The following is a 19,717-nucleotide window of genomic DNA, read 5'->3' on the forward strand; positions in this document are numbered from 1 at the left end:
TATTAAACTATATAAGACTTTTTCTTTGTATTCTCTGTGTTCATGCCTTTTGTACGAAAAACCTCAGACAGAACCATTAATCCAATGATTGTAACGATTAATATCGTAGAAATCGCATTAATTTCAGGAGTGACACCTTTTTTAACCATTCCATAAATATAGATCGGTAATGTAGTTGAACTTGGCCCAGACACAAAAAAGCTTATGACAAAATCATCAATGCTTAACGTAAAACAAAGAAGTGCTGAAGCAATAATACCGGGCATTATAGAAGGCAAGGTAATATATCTAAATGTTTGCCATGGAGTTGCACCTAAGTCACTTGCCGCATCTTCTAACTCCTTTGACATACCTGATAGTCTAGCTGTTAGCATGATAACAACATAAGATATACAAAACGTTACATGAGCAATAATAATTGTCAAACTTCCTAATTCAAAATGGAAATTAGTAAATAAAATTAATAATGCAATACCCATTAAAATATCAGGTACTACAATTGGTAAATAAATTAGACCACTAATTAATTTAGAAAATTTGTACTTAAATCTATGTAATGCTAAAGCACAAACCGTACCTAGCACAGTAGACAAAATCGTTGTAATAACTGCAATTAACAAACTATTGATAAACGCATCAACAATTTGTGGGTTTTCAAATAAATGAATATACCAATCAAAAGTAAACCCCGACCACTCAGCATTTATTCTTGATTTATTAAAAGAAAAAAGAATTAAGACCAAAATAGGTAAATACAAGCAAGCTAATACAATTGTAGAAAATCCTATCAGTAATTTTTTTTTCACTTATTTCTCACCTCCACTTTTTTCAGCACCAATATTTTTAGTTGCTAAATAGTAAAGGCCAATTAATCCGATTGATGATAACACTAAGAAAATTGAAAGTGCCGATCCAAAAGGCCAGTTTCTTGCACCTAAGAACTGATTCTGGATGACATTACCTATTAAAGCAACCTTTGATCCACCCATTACATCAGAAACGACAAACATTCCAAATGAAGCGACAAATACTAATATACTTCCAGCGAAAATCCCTTTCATTGTTAAAGGCAATGTTACATGGAAAAACGTTTGAAACGGCGTCGCACCCAAATCATTTGCTGCATCTAACTTGCGATGGTCTAATTGTTCGATCGCTACAAATATCGGTAAAACCATAAATGGTAATAATGTATAGACCATTCCCATTATGACAGATGGCGTATTATAAAGTAATTGTAAAGGTTCATTTATGATCCCTAGTTTTAATAGTAGTGTATTAATAATTCCTTTAGAACGAAAAATCACGATCAGTGCATAAGATCGTACTAAAAAATTAATCCAGAATGGAATTGTGATTAATAGTAATAACATCCTCTGCCATTTTTGACTTACAACAGTAGCAGTATAGGCATACGGGTAGGCAATTACTAAAGTGATGATTGTTGTAACTACTGCTATCCAAAAAGTTGTCCATAATACTTTTAAATATAATGGGTCAAAAACTTTTAATATATTTTCAAATGTAATGACGTTTTCAATTTGTCCATACATTCCGTTTTTCATAAATGCAAATTTAAAAATGAACAATAACGGAATTAGAAAGAAGACGACAAGCCAAATGATTGGTGGTGTAATAATGTATTTTCCAAACTTCAATACATAATCACCTCATCTTCCAATTTCCAATGAATGTAAACTTCTTCATTTCGAGATAGATTTGTCTGATCTGGCATTTGATAAACGATTACCGTTTTCTCTTCATCTTTTAATTCAACGTAAATTTTATTAAGTGTACCTACAAACTCAACATCTTTGATGATCCCTTTGTATTTTCCAACAGGTGATTGTGAAATTTTAATATTTTCAGGTCTGACAGCTATTAACTGATCATCTTTTTGGAAGTAATTATTTTCACCAATAAAGGATGCTACAAATTTACTTGCCGGATTTTGATAAATTTCTTTAGGCGTTCCAATTTGCTCAATTTCACCATTGTTCATCACTACAATCCGATCACTCATACTCATTGCTTCTTCCTGATCATGTGTTACATAAATAAATGTAATCCCTAACTCTCTTTGAAGATTTTTAAGCTCTCTTTGTAAGTCTTTTCTTAATTTAAAATCTAAAGCTCCTAGTGGCTCATCTAGTAACAATACTTTTGGATTGTTTACGATCGCACGGGCAATTGCAACCCTTTGCTGTTGACCACCTGAAAGCTGATGCGGTTTGCGACTTCTAAACTCTGTCAACTGAGTTAATTTCATCGCTTCTTCAGCTCGAGCTTTTTGTTCTGCTAATGAAATTCCTTTCATTTTCAGACCAAATTGAATATTCTTTTCAACATTCATATGGGGGAATAAAGCATAGTGCTGAAATACTAAATTCATGTCCCTTTTATATGGTGGTAAATTATTCACTACTCCCCCGTTGAGCTTAATCACACCAGTTGTTGGTTCTTCAAAACCGGCAATCATACGTAGAAGAGTTGTTTTTCCACAACCACTTGGGCCAAGTATCGTCAAAAATTCACCAGAATAAATCGTTAAAGATAAAGGTGATATGACTTTATTATCATTAAATTCTTTTACTACTTGATCAATTTCGATTATATTATTCATTTTCCCGTCCAATCTAACAAGTCGTTTTAGTAAGTAAATTTTTCGACACAAATAAAAAGCCCCTTATTGCAAGGAGCTAAAAACGAAGTGTAATTACTTATTATTTTAACAATTTACGAATAAACCGTAAAGCGTTTTTTGTTGTATGATATCGAATCTTTAGGTCTATTTTCGTGGTTTGTATCAGTACACTTTTATCATGTGTAAAAGCTTTAAAACTATATTCACCATGATAGCTACCACTACCGCTTTCTCCAACGCCACCAAATGGTAAATACGGAGTAGCCATATGATATAAAGTATCATTTACACATCCACCGCCAAATGGTACTTGTTCAATGATTTGGTTTGATATAGCTTTACTCTCGGTAAATACATATAGCGCCAACGGCTTTGGATGTTTATTAATTTCTGTGATTACATCATCTAGATCTTGATACGTAAGTATAGGTAAGATTGGTCCAAAAATTTCTTCATCCATGATCGGCGATTCCCAAGAAACATCAGAAATTATTGTCGGTTCAATTTTATGTGAAAAAAGATCAAATTGACCACCGTGCTCTACTTTACCATCTTTTAAAAAGTTTACTAAACGATTAAAATGTTTTTCGCTTACAATTTTTGTGTATTCTTTATTTTCAAGAGGTTGATTTCCATAAAATTGAACAATTTCTTGTTTCATCGCTTGTATTAATTGGTTTTTTACATCTTCATGTACATATATATAATCGGGTGCAATACAAGTCTGGCCAGCGTTTGTAAATTTCCCCCATATTATTCTTTTAGCTGAAACGCTAATATTTGCATCATGGTGAATGATTGTTGGACTTTTTCCACCCAATTCAAGGATTAATGGTGTTAAGTGCTTAGAAGCAGCCTCCATCACAATTTTGCCAACCTGTACACTTCCAGTAAAGAAGATGAAATCGAAATTTTGTTTCAGTAATTCTGTACTAGCTTCAACCCCGCCTTGAACAACGGCAACATATTCTTCATTAAAGAGTTCACCTATCATTTGATCAATTAAGCTTGATGTGTTTGGTGTAAGTTCCGAAGGTTTAATAATCGCTGTGTTTCCACCAATAATCGCACCCACTAACGGCGTCATTGTTAACTGAAAAGGGTAGTTCCACGGTGAAATAATTAAAGTAACACCATAAGGCTCTCGATAAATTCGACCTTTTGTGCCAATATGGGTAATCGGTGTTTTTACACTAATCGGTTTCATCCATTTTTCAAGATTTTTAATTGCTTCTGATATTTCTTTCAATGTAAAACCGATCTCAGTAGAATAAGCTTCAAATTCAGATTTGTTTAAATCTAACTGTAGTGCATTTTTTATTTTTTCTTCATTCTTTACAATTGAATTGTATAGTTTCTTTAGCTGCGAAATTCGAAATTCCTTACTTTTTGTTAAACCTGAATGAAAATAAGTTCTTTGTTTCATTACTAATTGTTTAACGTTCCCCTCTTCATCCACTACCGATTGAACCAAACCAACACACCCCTTTTCCGAACGTACATTATTCATTAATTTTATGCTAATGAATACCAATAATAAAGTCAATAATAGTGTAAATACTAATTATTAAGTTTGTTAAGGAATTGTAAAGATATTGTAAATTTGTAAATATAATATATCTTTTTAATTGATTAATTTCTAAAACCAATTATTATTATTAACGTAGCCTTTACTTTATTCGACATTTTTCATTGCTAAATTAGTCATACTATTAATGAGTATCGTGAAGGTAATTAATAAACTATATGTTTTATTTGGAGGAATCATAATGTTTTTTGGACAAAAAAAGGATGTATTCTTTGAGAAGCTTTTAGGTATTGCTGATAACTTGCACATATCTTCAAAATATTACGTTGACTTTAAAATCAAGAATGCAAGCGACTTAAAGAAATTTTCACAAGAAATGAAAGAATATGAAACAAAAGGTGATAAATTCATTCATTCACTAATTGTTGAATTAAACAAGACTTTCATTACTCCAATTGAGCGTGAAGATATTCTTCAATTAGCAATGATGATGGATGATGTTTTAGATGGCTTTGAACATTGTTCTGCGCGCTTTGAAATGTATTCAATTACAGGAGCAGACGAGTACATGGTAAAATTCGTTAACATCTTACATAAAGCTGTTGAGGAAATTTTAGAATCTGTAAAATTACTTTCTAATAAAAAACTATTAGAAATCCGAGTACACGCGATTAAAATTAAAGATTATGAATCACAATGTGATGAGTTATTACGTACTTCAATTAAGCAATTATTTATGAATGAAAAAGATCCAATTAAAATTATTCAATATAAAGAAATCTACGAAATGTTAGAATCTATTGCTGATAGTGCACAAGATGTAGCTAATACACTTGAACAAATTATCATGCGTAATGCGTAAGGAGAAATAATATGGAACACTTATTTTTACTTACGGTACTAGTTGTCATCTTTGCATTAGCCTTTGATTTTATTAATGGTTTCCATGACACAGCAAATGCAATTGCTACATCAGTATCGACAAAAGCACTAAAGCCTAGAACAGCTATTTTGTTAGCTGCTGGTATGAACTTTATCGGTGCAATTACTTTCACAGGTGTTGCTAAAACAATTACAACTGGAATCGTAGATCCTGTAACGATTGAAGGTACAAATGGACTAGTAGTCGTGATAGCAGCATTATTGGGTGGAATATTTTGGAATTTATTAACATGGTATTATGGAATTCCAAGTAGTTCTTCTCACGCAATTATTGGTGCAGTAGCAGGTGCGGCTATTTCAGCAAAAGGTTTTGGAGCAATTGAAGCACAAGGTTTCGTAAAAATTATCCAAGCTCTATTAATTTCACCAGTTATTGCAATTACAATAGGATTTATTGTTATGACAGTATTAGCTTTTATTTTCAAACGTTCAAACCTTGCTAAAACAAATAAAGGATTTAGGATTGTTCAAATTTTCACTGCTGCATTACAATCATTCACACATGGTACAAATGATGCGCAAAAAGCAATGGGGATTATCATGATTGCGTTAATCGCATCTAACGAGGTTGGAGCTAACTCAGATGTTCCTTTATGGGTACGAATTGCCTGTGCTACAGCAATGGCTGTAGGAACATCAGTAGGTGGTTGGAAAATCATTAAAACTGTTGGCGGTAAGATTATGAAGATTCGTCCGATCAATGGGGCAGCAGCTGATTTATCTTCTGCAGCAATTATTTTCACATTTACAGCTTTACATTTACCAGTAAGTACGACACATGTTATTTCTTCATCTATTATGGGTGTTGGTTCAGCTCAACGTGTCAAAGATGTAAACTGGGGCACAGCAAAACGAATGGTAATCACTTGGGTTATAACAATTCCAATTTCAGCTACTGTTGCCGCAATATTTTATCAAATACTTAATTTGTTCTTATAATAAAAAAGTCGAACGTAATATTACGTTCGACTTTTTATATATACTCTTTTCCTTCTTGGTCTTGTAAATATTACGATTGATAAAAAGATAATAATAATTCCTGCAACTAATATTGTGTTTAAGGTGAAAAATGTTGGCCGGTCGTATGATTTTGCAGTTAATAAGTCTGTCTTTTTTACTAATTTCCCATCAGACCAAACTTCAACTTTTCCAATTTTTTGACTTTTATGAAAACCATTTTTCTTATAATCAGTGGCTAGTCCATTAACTTCTTTTACACTAACTTCGTATTTCGTATTTGGATTTTTTGCAGTTAAAAACGATAAATCTTCACTTATTTTTGTTTCAATTACATCGTCTTTAATTGTTATTTCTTTTTTCCATTCACTTTCTTTCATAACAACCTTTTTATAAATTCGCGGAAAAGCATAAGCATCTAATAATTTAATATCATTTAAATATTCCGGCTTTGATGACCGCAGTAATATATTAATAATTTTTTGACCATCTTTTTGATCAATTTCAATTAACGTATTTCTAGACGTATTTGTATACCCAGTTTTTCCAGCTAAGAAATACGGATTTGTAAACATCTTCCCTCTATTGAATATATACATATTCATTTGTTTGGAAGTCGTAATATGTGCTTCTTTTGTACCCATGGCTTTAATAATTAAAGGATATTTTAAAGCTTCTTTCGCAATTAAGGCTAAATCATATGCAGTTGTGTAATGCTGATCGTTATGCAATCCATTTGGATTTGTAAAATGAGTATGGTTAGCCCCAATTTTCTTGGCTCTATCATTCATCATTTTTACGAATGAATTCATATCTCCCGCAACTGTTTCACCTATTGCATAGGCTAAATCATTTGCGCTCAAAATCATCATTGTCTTTAATGCGGTATTACGATCCAGCTTTTCTCCTTCAGAAAAAAGAATTTGCGAATTACTCTTCTCTTCCTGCAAACTTCTTGCGGACATCGTTATTGCTTCATTTTCCTTCAAATGATCCATCATAAGAATTGCAGTCAATACCTTTGTAGTACTCGCCGGAAAATCAGTTATATTAGCGTTCTTATCATAAATTACTTCTCCAGTATCAGCAAGGATTGTTATCGCTTTATCACTAAATAAATTAATTTCCTGAGCCCCAGCATTTTTTTGAATGGAAAAACAACTTAGTAACAAAATACAGAGACTACACTTTATAACTTTTAATAATCTCAATTTCATCTTTTCTCCCTAAATTCCCTTTAATTTGTATTCATCTCAAGAATGAATTTATTATAACTTTTTCTTTCACTTGACTCAACCTGACTTTAGTAACGTTATTTTAGTAAATGCCATTAAGTAAATTGTCGATTATACAAATCCTACAAAAGTAAATTAAGCTGTTTTCGTATATACTTTTGTAATATAAAAATGTGTTAGTTCATTAACTCCAGCTCGCTCCCTTTCCGCGGGGTTAAGTTGAACCTCCTCGACAAGCCTAGGGGTCTAAGCCTTCAAGCATATATCACTGGAGTCTAGTACTTTCCGATGTAATTAATTCATTCTTAATTTTTAGTTTCAAATTTAATAAGCAATAATCTTTTAACTGAACAAAAAGAAATTACCTTATTAAGATATTTCCCGGAAAATCGACAGATTATTGTTTCCTTAATTTATCAATATTCTTCATGCCTTCTCTTTTACTTAATGGTGCTAAATCTGTGTTTTGAATAAAATGTTCAACAGCATCACTATTAATGTATGAGTACTCTCGTAAAGCCCATCCAATTGCTTTTTGAATAAAAAACTCTTTTGAATGAGACATTAATTGACAGTATCTAAATAGTCTTTCTTGATCAGTTTTTTCCTTAAATTTCATCTGAAAAAGAATAGCAACTCTATTTAACCACAGATTTTCAGATTGAATCCATTTCTCTGCATATTCTTCAATTAACTCAGGATATTTTAGAAAATGAAAACAAATTAACCTTCCTGCTAGTGTATCAACAGTATCCCACCATGATTTATCTACAACTAAACCTTCATAAAATATAATTCGTTCTTTTTCTGCTTTTTTATATTGGCGGTCGAGTAAGGCCAAAGCAATATATTGAAATTCTCTGCCCTCTAATTCCCAAATCTCTCGAATTATATTCAGGTCAGTTGGATCCCCGTTCATTTTTATAAATTGCTTTGTTAATTGGACCCTTTCAGGTGCTTTAATACCTAGAAATAGAAAGTTATGTTTCATATAAGCTTCCATAGCTGGTCGATTGATATCATTTTTGTGCTCGTGTATATAATTTTTTATATCCCTCGTATATTTTTCCATCTTTATCTCCTTATACCGTTTGTCACCGCTTTCATTCCTTCTATTATAATGTGACATCATATTGAATGGAAGTTACCGAATGCAAAATTGTGTTAATTTTATGAAGATTAGTTTATGATTATTTCAGACGAAAGGAGGGTTAAAATGCAACCAGCAGTTAAGACAAATGTTGTTAGTCAATCTACTATGTATCAAATTTTATTTGCAATCAGTTTAGGTCATTTATTAAATGATTCTATGCAAGCTGTAGTCCCAGCCATTTTTCCGATATTAGAAAAGACAATGAACCTAACCTATACAGAGATTGGTTTCATTGCCTTCGTTCTTAATATGACTTCTTCAGTTATGCAACCCGTATTTGGGATATTTTCTGATCGAAAACCTTCGCCGTTTTTACTTCCGATTGGTATGGCTTCTAGCTTAATTGGTATGCTTTGTTTAGCATTTGCACCAAATTTAATTTTCGTATTATTATCGGTTTTATTAATTGGGCTTGGTTCTGCTATTTTCCATCCAGAAGGTTCTAAAGTAGCTTATTTAGCTTCTGGTTCCAAGAGAGGGTTATCACAAGCCATTTATCAAGTAGGTGGGAATACGGGCAATTCTCTTGCTCCTATTTTTACAGCATTAATATTTGTACCACTTGGTCAAAAAGGTGCTGCATGGTTTACTATTTTGGCTGGTATTGGTATATGCGTATTAATTTATGTATCAATGTGGTATCGAAATAAGTTAAATGAAAACTTTATTCCCAAAAAGAGTAAAGCTCAAATCAAAACTGAAGGTACTTCTATTACGAAAGCTGTTAAATTTGCAATTATCCTACTAATTTTTATTACTTTTGCTCGTTCTTGGTATTCTGCAGGAATCGGTAATTATTATCAATTTTACTTAATTAAAAGCTATGGTTTATCAATTAAAAGTACGCAATTATATTTATTTATTTTTATGATTTCTGGTGTAATTGGTACATTTATTGGAGGAACTTTAGCTGATCGATTTGGAAAACGTAATATGATATTATTTTCTTTAGTCGGGACCTTCCCATTAGCACTTTTACTTCCTCATATTTCGTTAATTGCAGTCATTCCAATACTATTTTTAATTGGAATCATCAGTTCAAGTTCGTTCAGTGTCATCGTAGTATATGCTCAGGAACTTGTACCTGGTAAAGTAGGGTTAGTTAGTGGATTAATTGTTGGATTAGCGTTTGGTATGGGTGCATTAGGTGCTGTTTTACTAGGTGTTATTGCAGATGCAACAAGCTTGAACTTCGTAATGAATTTATGTAGTTACTTACCTTTACTAGGATTAGTAGCATTTATGCTTCCTAATGACAACGAGAAAAAAATAACAAATTAATATGCAAAAAAGCTCTTCTATAAAAGAAGAGCTTTTTTACTTTTCTTACCAACCCCAGAGCAATGTCCAAAGTGTACCAAATACGATTGTTACGGCTACAAATATAGCATAACCTAAATTAAGATATAGTACAGACTTATCTTCATTTTCACCCATATGCATGAAAACAATCAATTGTAATCCACCTTGTAATAATGCGGTTACGATTAAAATGATTAATGAAATTCGATAAGGAATGTCTAAAAAATATACGCTTAATGCAATGATTGTTAGCACAAGTGATTGGATGAAGCCAACCACTTGTTGCTTTGGAAATAGAGCACTCATCCAATCAGTCCTTTCACATAAACAAAGCTAAAGATAAAGATCCAAACTACGTCTAAGAAATGCCAGTATAACGAGTAAATAAATGTTTTATTTGCTGTAGTTTCTGTAATTCCTTCACGATATGTCTGAATTAAAATTGCAATTCCCCAGAACATACCGAACGTAACGTGAGCACCGTGCGTTCCTAATAGAACAAATAAACTAGATAGTGCCCCACTACTTTGAAGAGTTGCTCCTTCATGTACATAAGTGAAAAATTCCATGATCTCAACACCTAGGAAAAGTGCACCTAATGCTAAAGTAATGATTAAGAAACTCATAAATGCCTTTTTATGGTTTAGTTTAATGGCATTAACAACTAACCCAATTGTAAAACTACTCGTTAATAGTGCGAAAGTTTCGATCATCACACCATTCATTTCAAATAATTCTTTTTGTGTCGGTGCAGAACCAGTATTGTTTGCTAATGTTAAATAAACGGCAAATAGTGTACCGAATAAAGCAATTTCTGCTCCAAGAAATAACCAAAAACCTAAAATACGGTTAGAACTTTCTTCACCTAAACTATACAGAGGCTTGCTCTTCATATTGATCACCTCGTAATTTTTTCTCTGTTTCTATTACTTCTTCTTTATGAATGTGGAATCCATGATCTCGTTGGAATGAACGAGCTATTAAGCAAATCAATATTGGAATTGAGAAGATAATTGTTGGTACCCACCACTCAAATATTAAGAAGAAACCAAATGCCATAAACGCAGCACCTAAAATAAACGGTATCCCACTATTACTTGGCATGTGAATATCTTTGATCTCACCTTTTAGGAGAGATGTACCTTCTTTCTTGCTCTTCCAGAATGGATCTAATGAATCGATTGTTGGAATAACAGCAAAATTATAAGGAGCGATTGGACTACTTGTAGACCATTCTAATGTTCTAGCATTCCATGGATCTCCGTTTGTTTCTCTTGGTGCATAACGTACACTGTAATAAATATTGTAAACAAGTAAGATAAATCCGATTGCTAATCCAACTGAGCCGATTGTTGCAACTAGATTTAATGGACCAAAACCTGACTCTGCACTATAAGTAAACGTACGACGAGTCATACCCTTTAATCCTAATATGAATAATGGGAAGAATGTAACGTTAAAGCTAATCGTAATAAACCAGAACGTAATCTTACCGATTTTTTCATCTAATTTAAATCCAAATACTTTTGGGAACCAATAGTAGAATCCAGCAATTACCGCAAATACAGTACCTGGGATTAATACATAATGGAAATGCGCTACTAGGAACATCGTATTATGATATTGATAATCCGCACTTGCCATTGCAAGCATAACGCCCGTTACCCCACCAATTGTAAAGATTGGAATAAAGGCTAATGCGTATAACATCGGAACAGTAAACTCGATTTTACCTTTTCTCATTGTGAACAGCCAGTTAAATATTTTCACACCCGTAGGTATACTAATTGCCATTGTTGTAATACTAAAGAAACCATTAACCATTGCGCCTTGACCCATTGTATAGAAATGGTGAACCCATACAACGAAGCTTAACGCTGAAATTGCTATCATACTAACAACCATGCTCTTGTATCCATATAGATTTTTTCTAGAGAAGGTTGAAATAATTTCACTATAAATACCGAATGCTGGAAGAATTACGATATATACTTCAGGATGTCCCCAAATCCAGAACAAGTTCGCCCAAAGCATATCCATTCCGCCATTCGCCATTGTAAAGAATTGAGCTCCAAACATACGATCAAACATCATCAAAGCAAGAGCCACTGTTAATACTGGGAATGCGAATAAAATAATAACGTTTGTGATTAAGATACTCCAAGTAAACATTGGCATTTTCATTAATGTCATACCTGGTGCACGCATTTTTAAGATTGTTACAATAAAGTTAATACCGGTCATTAATGTACCTAAACCAGCTATTTGAAGTGCAATTGCATAATAGTTATTTCCAACACCAGGGCTAAATTCTTTACCCGCTAATGGGAAATATGCTGTCCAACCTGCATCTGGTGAACCACCGATGATGAAACTTACATTTAATAACATTGCTCCGGCAAAGAATAACCAAAAGCTAACTGCATTTAAATATGGAAATGCTACGTCTCTTGCCCCAATTTGTAGAGGAATCACAATGTTCATTAAACCGATAATGAACGGCATTGCCATAAAAAGAATCATAATAAGACCATGTGTTGTAAAAATCTCATTATAATGTTGAGCATCTAAAATTTTTAAATCTGGACCCGCAAGTTGAGCTCGCATTAATAATGCATCAACTCCACCACGGAATAGCATTAATAGTGCACATAATATATACATAACACCAATACGCTTATGATCAACTGTTGTTAACCATTCAGTCCATAAATAACCCCATTTTTTAAATTTGGTTAAACCAATTACAATAGCAAGTGATACTAAAACAATACTCACCATTGCTCCATAGATCATTGGTTCACCTGTTACAAAAAAGTGATCCCATTTGAAACCCATTATTTATCCCCCTCCATGTCCATATCCATCTCGTGGTGGTCATGTGTACCACTTTCACTATCTGATGAACCATGATGATGGCCAGCATTTTCACCTTCTGGAGCTGGTCTAAATTCTAAATGAGTAGAAGTATATGTTTTTCTACCTAAATGTTCTATTTCTAGTAATTTATCAAACTCTTTTTCTGTTAGCGCAGGTGCTGTTTCCTTTACATCAGTAACCCAGCTATTAAATTCATTATCGCTCATTGCTAATACTTCGAATTCCATCCCAGCAAAGCCTTCTCCATTGAAGTTACTATTTTTCCCTATGAATGAACCTTCACTAGAAGCAACAAAATTCAATTTTGTAACCATATCACTCATTGCATATTTTTGACCACCTAGTTGTGGTACCCAGAAACTTGTGATTGGTCCGAAAGAATATAAACGGAATTCTACATGTCTGTTTGTAGGAATATTCACATAGTTGACTGTTTCAATTCCTTGTTCTGGATATGAGAAGTGCCATTTCCAGTTTGATGAACTAGCATAAATGACAAGTGTTTTATCATTTTCATGTCCTTTTGGTACCGACTCTACAGCCGTTGTAGTTTTAACGGTTACAACTGATAAGATAGTTACGATTACGACTGGAATAACTGTCCAAATAATTTCAAGCCACTTACTTCCTTCTTCATGAGGAGGCTCATAATCTTCTGGTAGTTTACTAGCACGATATTTATTAATAATGACAATAAATAGAATATAAACGACTAATAATACCCCTAACATCATCAACATCGAAAAAATAATTGTATCTGCTTGTGTTTTTGCAACAGGTCCTTTTGGATCAAGAACGGCTATTTTTTCACAAGCACCCATAATGACCGCAACCATCATAACCATGATGCTCATTAGAAATTTTTTCATTTCATTCTTCCTTCCTCTAAATTAAGTAAAAGTTCAAAAACGATTCTAAAATAGAATTCTAATTAAGTATGTTTATAAATTGTCACTGTAATGACAAACAATATCCACAGTTATAGTAAAATACTTTAAATAAAAAAACAAACAATTAATTAGCAATTTAAACCTAAAAAATAAGAGTTCACATTTTAGACATATTTCCTTTCAACGAAAACCTTCTTAATCCTATATATATCAAGTGTTCAACCATTATGTTACCTTTTTCACAACGTTCACATTTTAGACAAATATTAGATTCACATTAAATTTTTATTCTAAAGTTTAAGAGCTTAAAAACAATAAATTAGTATAATATTTAGACAAATTTAATGATGATGACTTTTCTTCAAAATCGAACTTAAAATTCTGCAAATAAAAAAAACGCAGATTATCTGCGTTTTTGTACAGGCATATAGGGTGAAGAGGAAAATAGATGTCCTAGCACATTTTCCTCTTCTATAGGGTTTGGGGGGCTCTAGGATTGGATCCAAAATTTGAATCCAATCTAAGAACATAAAAAAACAATGGCTTATACTTAAAACTTCTTTACGAGATTAGAATAACATAATTGAAAATGATTATCAATAGCAATTATGTTTTTTCTTTTATAAATCTACTTTTATATAGAGATTGATTTTGTATATTCAATTAACACAGTGTCGATAACTGAAGAAAATCCAAACTCCTGCGGGCAATTTTGTTTCGATCTAGACACCACAAAATACAATTTCATTTAAAGCATTAGCTTTTCATTACTTTTTTTCGTTATAATGAATTCAATATAAAAAATAAGGAGTATGACTATGCCCCAACTATTATTTAGAGGATTTAACGTAGATGATATTTGCCAAATTAGCAAACCTTTAGTAGATGAATTAGCAGAAATATGTGAGTGTGGAACCGATAACTTTATTCTTGAATGTCTTCATTCTACTTCAATATTCGATGGTAAAGTCATAGAAACTTTCCCATTTATTGAAGTAAAATGGTTTGAAAGAGGTCTAGAAACGAGAGATCTTTTTTCAGCAGCTATCGCAAAATATATCCAAACTTTAAAAATACCTGAATTTGAAATTGCATTTTCTACATTTCGGGAAGACAGTTACTATGTAAACGGAAAAAGATGTTTTGATTAATTAAATAGTATTTCGATATAAAATCATCAAAAACCAGACTAGCCTATCTGACTAGTCTGGTTTTTGTGTTTTTTACAGTTTTTCTAGGCATTTCACACAATAGACATGTATCTTTATGAGGTATTTATACTATCTGGACAAACATACAATCTTTGAAAATTAGACAAGTAACTAAGTACCAGATTGCTAAAATTGAATATTAGTATATTAATCGGACAAGTAGGTGTCAAAACAAAACTACCGAGTAAAGAAAGGTGAATAAAAATGAATTATGAAATTGTAGTGACTGCTTTTGTATTTATCATGACGATGGCAGTCATATTTTGGAGGCCAAAAGGAATGAATGAAGCATGGCCTGCAACAATTGGAGCGTTGATCATTTTAGCAACAGGAATTGTAACTGGTAATGACCTACTTGATATCATTAGTAAAATTGGCGGAGCATCAATTACCATCATTGCAACAATTGTTATGGCGGTTATTTTAGAAAGCTTCGGTTTTTTTCATTGGTCTGCTGCAAGATTAGCAACCTTAGCAAAAGGTTCAGGACACAGACTATATTGGTATATACAATTATTATGTTTTTTGATGACATTACTATTTAATAATGATGGAAGCATTTTAATAACTACTCCTATATTAATCCTTTTATTAAAAAACCTTCGACTGAAACCACATCAACAAATTCCTTATCTACTTAGTGGTGCATTAATCGCTACCGCTTCAAGTGCTCCAATCGGAGTTAGTAATATCGTCAATTTAATCGCATTGAAAATTGTACACATGACCCTTTACATGCATACAGCGATGATGTTTGTACCTGCAACTTTAGGCTTACTATTTATGTCTTTTATTATGTATCTAGTCTTAAAACATAAATTACCCGACAATCTACCAACTTCAACAGATGATATCGAAGAATCATTTTTCATCAAAAATTTCCATCCACTAAAAGGCAAAATCTCGGTTGAGACAAAAAGAAAACGTACAAAATTTATGTTAAAAGTACTAGCTTTTGTATTTTTGATGAGATGTCTATTATTTGTTGCATCCTTTCTGTCAATCCCAATAGAGATTGTAGCTGTACTAGGTTCACTCATTCTATTAATTTGGAGATGGTACCATTTACGCACAAACCCAATCGATATTCTAAAAAAGACACCTTGGCAAATTTTACTGTTTGCTTTCTCCATGTACGTCATCATATATGGTCTGCATAATGCCGGTCTAACATCATTTTTAGTCAGCATTTGTGAACCGATTGTCAACCAGGGATTATTCCAAGCAAGTTTTATTATGGGTGGCTTAGTTTCATTCTTATCAAATTTATTCAATAATCACCCAGCGCTAATGATTGGCACAATTACCTTAACAGAAATGGGTCTAGATCCAGTTACATTAAAAACAATCTATCTCGCTAATATAATCGGAAGTGATATGGGCTCATTATTATTACCGATTGGTACACTTGCATCATTAATTTGGATGCATATTCTCAAACAAAATAAAATTAAAGTAAAATGGAAGGATTATATAAGCGTTACAATAATTGTTATCCCTATTACTACACTTGTAACACTGTTTCTATTATTTTATTGGGTACAATTAATCTTCGCACATTAAAAGAATTTCGTTTTTACCTCTAGGAGGAGATTATCATGAGTGATGTTGCAACATTGCTTGGGAAAAAAGTTACAGTAAAATTATCCGGAGACCAAATTTTCGAAGGAATATTAACAGATTTGGGTCAAGATGTAATAGTGATATTTAATGGTATGAAATATTACTACATCCCTTGGATGCATGTTCATATGATGTATCTAAGTCCAAATTTAAAAGAAAAAATTGAAGAACCAATTGAACCTTCAATTGGTGAGGAATTAGAATCAATCTCTTATAGAAAGATTTTAATAAATGCTAAAGGGATTTTTTCTGAAATTTACGTGACTGGAAATATTACTTTTCATGGTTATATTATAAGCGTTTTAAGTGATTATCTTGTTTTTTACTCGCCTGTCTTTAAAACAATGTATATCTCACTCTCCCATTTAAAATGGATCACTCCATACAATCATAGAGTGATTCCCTATAATCTTTCGAATGAAAGTCTACCTGTAAATCCCTCTAATACTTCATCACATCGTTCTTTTGATAACCAGCTTCGAAAAGAAGAAGGAAAACTTGTCGTATTTGATGGTGGGACTGACCCGATGAAGATCGGTCTATTAAATAAAGTAGAAAATAATATCATCAAACTATTTGTAGCTAGTGGTGAGGTTGTCCATTTGAAACTTTCTCATATAAAATCGGTACACTTGCCTTAAAATAAATCAAAAGAGTCAACCTTACGTTGACTCTTTTTTTATTGCTTCATTTTTTACAAATTCTTCCCACTCTTCTCTTAAAATTCCCATTCGAATAGAATCATAGTATTCCCCATCGTAATATCTACATTTCCTCAATCTTGCTTCTAAGGTCATTCCTAGTTTTTCTCCGACTTTCATCATTCGGTAATTACCAGACCAAGTTGTGTATCCTACTCTAACAAGGGGCATTGTATCAAATAAGTGATTGATCCAAAGTCGAAGTGCTCTTGTTCCTACCCCACCACTCCAGTAATCCGAATCATATATCCCTATTCCCATTTCGAGCCAATTAGAAGGTTTATGCTCCCAATAATAACTAACAGTACCTATTACTTTCCCATCAATTACAATAGCCCATTTTGTGTCTTGATTCAGCTCGTCTGACCTTGTTGAATAATATTCATTATATGTTTTTGCTTTATGCTCGAAATATGGTGCATCCCACTTTTTCCACTCAGGAGAATTTTCTTTATACATTAATTCCCAAAGTCTCTTTAAGTCTTCTTCTATAATTGGACGAATGACAAGATTATTTTCTCTATACAAATAGCAGTCCCCTTTATCTTACATTTTAATCTAATAACAAAATAAAAAATATGTAGAAAAAGCTAATATCAATATTAGCCAAGGTCTAATACTTAGTTTTTAAAAACCTTTAAGCACATTTTGATTCTGATTCTCATATGATTCTTTATAGATTAAAAAAAGATTAGTTTTTTAATTTAGAATATTCTAATTGTATAAATTGTAATAGATGATCCTAACCTGATTCAAGCTAAAATATATTTAAACTTTAAGTGTAGTAACCTATTAAACTAAAATTATGGTTCATTATGAATTTAATTGCTTTACAAAGTCATAAATAACAATTAAAATTTCATTAAACATAAAAAAGTTTCCTTAACGCAACTTTTTACGCATGTTTTTTTCTTAATCGAATATATTCTTCTTATCAACATTATTTTTATAAGGACAAATTTTTTTACTCAAAAAGTTGCATTAGTGCAAAATAGATAGACGAGGTCAAAAAAGGGGGATTTTATAGTGAATAAAGCATTAGTTATAAAAGATCTTTACGTTTCCTACCAAGGAAATCAAGTTATTCAAAATGTTTCCTTCGAAGTGGAAAAAGGAAAATTAGTTGGAATTATCGGTCCAAATGGTGCCGGAAAATCTACATTAATGAAAGCGATTCTTGAATTAATTCCTAGAGATACTGGGCTTATTAATATTTTTGGTCAGTCGATACGCAATTTCAGAAAATTTGTTGCCTATGTCCCACAAAGAAGTGATATTGATTGGGATTTTCCAATCACTGTATTAGATGTTGTTTTACTAGGTACTTATCCTAACCTTGGATTTTTTAAGAAACCTAAAAAAGAAGATAAAGATTGGGCTGTTGAATGCTTAAAAAAAGTTGGAATGGAAAGTTTTAAAAATCGTCAAATAGGTGAACTTTCAGGTGGTCAACAGCAACGAGTATTCTTAGCAAGAGCATTAGCACAAAATACTGACATCTTATTTTTAGATGAACCATTTGTCGGAATTGATATGTCAAGTGAAGAAACAATTATCAAAATTTTAAAAGAACTTAGAAATTCTGGGAAAACAATTATTGTTGTACACCATGATTTAAGTAAAGCAGAAATGTATTTTGATGATTTACTATTACTGAATCGTAGTCTAGTAGAATATGGAACTGTAAACGAAGTACTTGATCCAGAAGTGATTTCAAAAGCATATTCTAACCAAACATTTTATGTTAAAGAAAGGGCAAAGGTAAGTTTATCATGAGCGTTTTAAATTTTATTGAAGCCATTATGCAATATGATTTCTTACAAAAGGCTTTACTCACATCGGTTATTGTAGGAATTATTTGTGGAGTAATTGGATGTTTTATCGTCCTACGAGGGATGGCATTGATTGGAGATGCAATATCTCATGCGGTATTACCGGGCGTAGCAATTTCTTATATGTTAGGATTTAACTTTTTTATTGGAGCCGTTGCAACTGGTTTACTAACGGCAATTGGCATTGGATTTGTTAGTCAAAACAGCCGAATAAAACATGATATGGCAATTGGGATTATGTTTACTTCAGTGTTTGCTGTTGGGATTATACTAGTTACATTTATGAAGAGCAGTGCAGACTTGTACCACATTTTATTTGGTAATGTACTATCTGTTCGTTCATCTGATATGTGGATTACGATCTGTATTGGGATTGTTGTGGTAAGTCTTGTCTACTTATTTTATAAGGAATTACTTGTTTCAACTTTTGATCCAACAATGGCTCAAAGTTATGGCCTGCCAATCAAATGGATTCAATATGGTTTAATGGTGCTTCTTACACTAGTTACAGTTGCATCACTACAAACTGTTGGAATCATCCTAGTTGTTGCGATGTTAATTACACCCGCTGCAACCGCCTATCTATTAACAAACCGTCTTTGGGTCATGATTTACTTATCAGCTTCAATCGGTGTTATTTGCTCAGTCATTGGACTTTACTTTAGTTTTACCTATAATCTAGCATCTGGTGCAACAATTGTACTTGTAGCAGCATTTTTATTTGCAATGGCTTTCTTCTTCTCTCCTTCACAAGGGTTAATTTGGAAGCTAATGAAAGCAAGAAAAAATAAAACAAATTTATCGATGGATAAGTAATCA

General features: G+C 32.4%; 19 protein-coding genes. 8 read left to right on the top strand and 11 right to left on the bottom strand.

Going from position 1 to position 19,717, the window contains the following annotated elements; all coding sequences use genetic code 11:
• Window positions 1-2 precede the first annotated feature (2 nt).
• From ACX6U0_RS05485 to ACX6U0_RS05500, 4 genes are all read right to left on the bottom strand, one after another.
• Complete coding sequence (locus ACX6U0_RS05485; RefSeq protein WP_464958973.1) at window positions 3-806, bottom strand: ABC transporter permease; 804 nt, start codon at window positions 804-806, stop codon at window positions 3-5.
• A complete protein-coding gene (locus ACX6U0_RS05490; RefSeq protein ID WP_464958974.1) occupies window positions 807-1,658 on the bottom strand; it encodes an ABC transporter permease in 852 nt (283 codons plus the stop codon).
• A complete protein-coding gene (locus tag ACX6U0_RS05495; RefSeq protein WP_464958975.1) occupies window positions 1,655-2,623 on the bottom strand; it encodes an ABC transporter ATP-binding protein in 969 nt (322 codons plus the stop codon). Before ACX6U0_RS05495 ends, ACX6U0_RS05490 begins: the two co-directional genes overlap by 4 nt.
• 100 nt (window positions 2,624-2,723) lie before the next feature.
• Window positions 2,724-4,070 (bottom strand): aldehyde dehydrogenase, encoded by a 1,347-nt coding sequence (locus ACX6U0_RS05500; protein ID WP_464959549.1) that lies wholly within the window; start codon window positions 4,068-4,070, stop codon window positions 2,724-2,726.
• Window positions 4,071-4,413: 343 nt separating this feature from the next.
• On the opposite strand from ACX6U0_RS05500, the gene ACX6U0_RS05505 reads away from it, so the two are divergent.
• Window positions 4,414-5,034: a DUF47 domain-containing protein gene (locus ACX6U0_RS05505; protein WP_088000088.1), complete on the top strand. Its 621-nt coding sequence runs from the start codon at window positions 4,414-4,416 to the stop codon at window positions 5,032-5,034.
• An 11-nt stretch (window positions 5,035-5,045) separates the two neighbouring features.
• Window positions 5,046-6,053 (top strand): anion permease, encoded by a 1,008-nt coding sequence (locus ACX6U0_RS05510; RefSeq protein ID WP_464958976.1) that lies wholly within the window; start codon window positions 5,046-5,048, stop codon window positions 6,051-6,053.
• Window positions 6,054-6,073: 20 nt separating this feature from the next.
• Here the strand turns inward: ACX6U0_RS05510 and ACX6U0_RS05515 are convergent, their stop codons facing one another.
• Both ACX6U0_RS05515 and ACX6U0_RS05520 read right to left on the bottom strand, forming a co-directional pair.
• On the bottom strand, window positions 6,074-7,288 hold the full coding sequence (locus ACX6U0_RS05515; protein WP_464958977.1) for a D-alanyl-D-alanine carboxypeptidase family protein: 1,215 nt from the start codon (window positions 7,286-7,288) through the stop codon (window positions 6,074-6,076).
• Between the two features lie 415 nt (window positions 7,289-7,703).
• The gene (locus tag ACX6U0_RS05520; protein ID WP_464958978.1) at window positions 7,704-8,378 is read right to left on the bottom strand and encodes a DNA alkylation repair protein; all 675 of its coding nucleotides are present in this window, start codon (window positions 8,376-8,378) and stop codon (window positions 7,704-7,706) included.
• A gap of 144 nt (window positions 8,379-8,522) precedes the next feature.
• On the opposite strand from ACX6U0_RS05520, the gene ACX6U0_RS05525 reads away from it, so the two are divergent.
• Window positions 8,523-9,740 (top strand): MFS transporter, encoded by a 1,218-nt coding sequence (locus ACX6U0_RS05525; RefSeq protein WP_464958979.1) that lies wholly within the window; start codon window positions 8,523-8,525, stop codon window positions 9,738-9,740.
• Window positions 9,741-9,785: 45 nt separating this feature from the next.
• Here the strand turns inward: ACX6U0_RS05525 and qoxD are convergent, their stop codons facing one another.
• Genes qoxD through qoxA form a run of 4 tightly spaced genes read right to left on the bottom strand, consistent with a single transcriptional unit; the run spans window position 9,786 to window position 13,510 of the window.
• A complete protein-coding gene (gene qoxD / locus ACX6U0_RS05530) occupies window positions 9,786-10,067 on the bottom strand; it encodes a cytochrome aa3 quinol oxidase subunit IV (protein ID WP_464958980.1) in 282 nt (93 codons plus the stop codon).
• Window positions 10,064-10,654: a cytochrome c oxidase subunit 3 gene (locus tag ACX6U0_RS05535; RefSeq protein ID WP_464958981.1), complete on the bottom strand. Its 591-nt coding sequence runs from the start codon at window positions 10,652-10,654 to the stop codon at window positions 10,064-10,066. Before ACX6U0_RS05535 ends, qoxD begins: the two co-directional genes overlap by 4 nt.
• On the bottom strand, window positions 10,632-12,599 hold the full coding sequence (gene qoxB / locus ACX6U0_RS05540) for a cytochrome aa3 quinol oxidase subunit I (protein WP_464958982.1): 1,968 nt from the start codon (window positions 12,597-12,599) through the stop codon (window positions 10,632-10,634). Before qoxB ends, ACX6U0_RS05535 begins: the two co-directional genes overlap by 23 nt.
• Window positions 12,599-13,510 (bottom strand): cytochrome aa3 quinol oxidase subunit II, encoded by a 912-nt coding sequence (qoxA, locus tag ACX6U0_RS05545; RefSeq protein ID WP_464958983.1) that lies wholly within the window; start codon window positions 13,508-13,510, stop codon window positions 12,599-12,601. The genes qoxB and qoxA overlap by 1 nt, the downstream gene beginning before the upstream one ends.
• An 839-nt stretch (window positions 13,511-14,349) precedes the next feature.
• On the opposite strand from qoxA, the gene ACX6U0_RS05550 reads away from it, so the two are divergent.
• The 3 genes from ACX6U0_RS05550 to ACX6U0_RS05560 all read left to right on the top strand — a co-directional run bounded on the left by ACX6U0_RS05550 (window position 14,350) and on the right by ACX6U0_RS05560 (window position 17,006).
• Window positions 14,350-14,682 carry a DUF1904 family protein gene (locus tag ACX6U0_RS05550; protein WP_464958984.1) on the top strand — a complete coding sequence of 111 codons (333 nt, stop codon included), beginning with the start codon at window positions 14,350-14,352 and terminating at the stop codon, window positions 14,680-14,682.
• Window positions 14,683-14,946: 264 nt separating this feature from the next.
• Window positions 14,947-16,305 (top strand): arsenic transporter, encoded by a 1,359-nt coding sequence (locus tag ACX6U0_RS05555; protein WP_464958985.1) that lies wholly within the window; start codon window positions 14,947-14,949, stop codon window positions 16,303-16,305.
• Between the two features lie 35 nt (window positions 16,306-16,340).
• Entirely contained in the window at window positions 16,341-17,006 is a 666-nt protein-coding gene (locus tag ACX6U0_RS05560) for a DUF2642 domain-containing protein (protein ID WP_464958986.1), read from the top strand.
• Window positions 17,007-17,027: 21 nt separating this feature from the next.
• On the opposite strand, the gene ACX6U0_RS05565 is transcribed toward ACX6U0_RS05560, so the two are convergent.
• The gene (locus ACX6U0_RS05565) at window positions 17,028-17,594 is read right to left on the bottom strand and encodes a GNAT family N-acetyltransferase (RefSeq protein WP_464958987.1); all 567 of its coding nucleotides are present in this window, start codon (window positions 17,592-17,594) and stop codon (window positions 17,028-17,030) included.
• Between the two features lie 498 nt (window positions 17,595-18,092).
• On the opposite strand from ACX6U0_RS05565, the gene ACX6U0_RS05570 reads away from it, so the two are divergent.
• Window positions 18,093-18,842 carry a metal ABC transporter ATP-binding protein gene (locus ACX6U0_RS05570; RefSeq protein ID WP_464958988.1) on the top strand — a complete coding sequence of 250 codons (750 nt, stop codon included), beginning with the start codon at window positions 18,093-18,095 and terminating at the stop codon, window positions 18,840-18,842.
• Window positions 18,839-19,714, top strand: coding sequence for a metal ABC transporter permease (locus ACX6U0_RS05575; RefSeq protein WP_464958989.1), 876 nt, complete (start codon window positions 18,839-18,841; stop codon window positions 19,712-19,714). Before ACX6U0_RS05570 ends, ACX6U0_RS05575 begins: the two co-directional genes overlap by 4 nt.
• The last annotated feature ends 3 nt before the right edge of the window (window positions 19,715-19,717 follow it).

The sequence above is a fragment of the Gottfriedia sp. ABJ_BB2_2 genome (assembly GCF_055484705.1).

Bases quoted from the DNA above. Each gene is read 5' to 3' on its own strand.
- ACX6U0_RS05495 (WP_464958975.1), bottom strand. From the start codon at position 2,623: ATGAATAATATAATCGAAATTGATCAAGTAGTAAAAGAATTTAATGAT.
- ACX6U0_RS05500 (WP_464959549.1), bottom strand. From the start codon at position 4,070: ATGAAACAAAGAACTTATTTTCATTCAGGTTTAACAAAAAGTAAGGAA.
- ACX6U0_RS05505 (WP_088000088.1), top strand. From the start codon at position 4,414: ATGTTTTTTGGACAAAAAAAGGATGTATTCTTTGAGAAGCTTTTAGGT.
- ACX6U0_RS05510 (WP_464958976.1), top strand. From the start codon at position 5,046: ATGGAACACTTATTTTTACTTACGGTACTAGTTGTCATCTTTGCATTA.
- ACX6U0_RS05515 (WP_464958977.1), bottom strand. From the start codon at position 7,288: ATGAAATTGAGATTATTAAAAGTTATAAAGTGTAGTCTCTGTATTTTG.
- ACX6U0_RS05520 (WP_464958978.1), bottom strand. From the start codon at position 8,378: ATGGAAAAATATACGAGGGATATAAAAAATTATATACACGAGCACAAA.
- ACX6U0_RS05525 (WP_464958979.1), top strand. From the start codon at position 8,523: ATGCAACCAGCAGTTAAGACAAATGTTGTTAGTCAATCTACTATGTAT.
- qoxD (WP_464958980.1), bottom strand. From the start codon at position 10,067: ATGAGTGCTCTATTTCCAAAGCAACAAGTGGTTGGCTTCATCCAATCA.
- ACX6U0_RS05535 (WP_464958981.1), bottom strand. From the start codon at position 10,654: ATGAAGAGCAAGCCTCTGTATAGTTTAGGTGAAGAAAGTTCTAACCGT.
- qoxB (WP_464958982.1), bottom strand. From the start codon at position 12,599: ATGGGTTTCAAATGGGATCACTTTTTTGTAACAGGTGAACCAATGATC.
- qoxA (WP_464958983.1), bottom strand. From the start codon at position 13,510: ATGAAAAAATTTCTAATGAGCATCATGGTTATGATGGTTGCGGTCATT.
- ACX6U0_RS05550 (WP_464958984.1), top strand. From the start codon at position 14,350: ATGCCCCAACTATTATTTAGAGGATTTAACGTAGATGATATTTGCCAA.
- ACX6U0_RS05555 (WP_464958985.1), top strand. From the start codon at position 14,947: ATGAATTATGAAATTGTAGTGACTGCTTTTGTATTTATCATGACGATG.
- ACX6U0_RS05560 (WP_464958986.1), top strand. From the start codon at position 16,341: ATGAGTGATGTTGCAACATTGCTTGGGAAAAAAGTTACAGTAAAATTA.
- ACX6U0_RS05575 (WP_464958989.1), top strand. From the start codon at position 18,839: ATGAGCGTTTTAAATTTTATTGAAGCCATTATGCAATATGATTTCTTA.